The organism is Verrucosispora sp. SN26_14.1, assembly GCF_004307965.1.
Lineage (GTDB): Bacteria > Actinomycetota > Actinomycetes > Mycobacteriales > Micromonosporaceae > Micromonospora.
Window position 1 is genome coordinate 1 of record NZ_SISL01000734.1, and the last position, 1,830, is coordinate 1,830.

General features: G+C 76.0%; 1 protein-coding gene. It reads right to left on the minus strand.

The features are described from left to right. A partial coding sequence (locus EYA84_RS31430) for a methyltransferase (RefSeq protein WP_131057805.1) occupies window positions 1-1,830 on the minus strand: 1,830 nt, incomplete at both ends.

The window sequence follows — 1,830 nt, forward strand, 5'->3', positions numbered from 1 at the left end:
GTACGCCGCCGCCGGGGCGGCGCCGGCCGCCGGCCGCCACGGCGAGATCAGCACCACCGCGTCGACCTGACCGCCGGCCTCGATCAGCGACCGCGCCACCTCCAGCGTGGACGTGGCACCGAGGCCGTACCCGACCAGCCGTACCGCCGGGTGTCCGGCCGCGGTGACCAGGCGGGCCTGCGCGGCGGCGACCCGGAGCAGGTCGTCGGCCGCGCCCGGGGCCAACCCGAGCACCGGACCGGTCGCCGCCAGGTGCGGCACCAGCCCCGCGTACGCGTCGACACCCTCGCCGCCGGGCACCAGCACCCAGGGCACCCCGTCGGTGCCCTCGTGCAGCGGGGACAGCCCGTCCCCGCCCGACGTGGCCGGCACCGACGGCGACGCGGTGACCGGGGTGGCCGACTCCGCCTCGACGTGCCCGGCGAGGGCGGCCACCGTGGGCTGCTCCAGCACCTGCCGCAGCAGCTGGTCGAAGAAGAGGCCGGCGGCCTGCGGGATCTCCTCCAGGATCCGGCCGGTGATCTGGGCCGCGACCAGGGAGTCCCCGCCGAGTTCGAACAGGTTCTCGTCCCGGCCGACCCGGGGCAGCCGCAGCGCCTCGGCCCAGACCGCCGCGATCCGACGTTCCAGGTCGCTGTCCAGGGCACCGGACGACCCGGCGGCGGTCGCCGTGCCCCGCCGGGGCAGTCGACGGCGCAGTACCGCCCGGTCGACCTTGCCGTTGGCGTTGAGCGGCAGGGCGTCGACGACCTGGACCACCGACGGCACCATGTACTGCGGCAGCCGACCGGCCAGGTGCTCGGTCAGGTCGTCGCGGGAGATCCGCACCCGGTCGGTCTTGAACCGGGCGGCCAGCACGCACATGCCCAGCTCGGCGATGAAGCCGTCCGGCTCGGGCAGGCACAGCGGCTGCGCCGCGCCCGCCGCGCCCAGCACCTCCAGCCAGGACCGCCGGTCGAGGAACACCTGCTCGGTGCCCCGACGCAGGTCGGTGAAGTCGGCGGTCGCCTCGTCCACACGGACCAGCAGTTCCAGCGAGGTCATGATCTGGTGGTGGTCGCGGGTCATCTCGCAGGCGACCAGCCAGCCCTGCGGGGCGAGCACCTCGCGCAGCCGGTCCAGCGCCCGGCCGACGTCGGCGCTGGCGTGCAGCACGTCGCCGGCCACGACCACGTCGAACGAGTTCGGGGAGAGGCCCTGCCCGGCCAGGTCCCGGTCGATGTCGACCGCTTCCAGGCGCAGGCCGGGCCGGTCGCCGAACCGGGTCCGCAGTTCGCCCAGGAAGAACGGGGACAGGTCGGTGGCCAGGTAGTCCACCTCGTACCCGTCCAGCGTGGCGAGCACGGCGGCGGTGGTGCCGCCGGCCCCGGCGCCGACCTCCAGCACCCGCAGCGCCCCGGGCTCGATCCGCTGCTCGGTGATCCGCCGCACCAGGGCCGCCGCCGCCTCGTTGGCCCACCGGTTGAACAGCGTGCGTTCGTAGAGGCCCTGCGAGACGTCCACCCGGCCCTGCGGGAACAGCAGCGCCAGCGGGTCGTCCTCGCCGCGCAGCAGGGCGGGCAGTTGCGCGGTGCTGGCCCGGAAGTAGTCCAGCAGTTCCCGGTCCTCGGCGTCGGCGAGCTGCTCCACCTCCCGCCATCCGGCGTCGGTGTCCGCCGCCGCGCCCGCCGGCGTCAGTCCGTACCGGCCGTCGGTGTCCCGGTCGAGCAGACCGGAGTCGGTGAGCGCGCGCAGCCAGCGCCGGACCAGCCGGTGGTGGCGGGGCGCGACGTGCGCGGTGTCCAGCAGGTCCGCCAGCGGGTGCCGGCTGCCGGCGGCGAACAGCCCGGC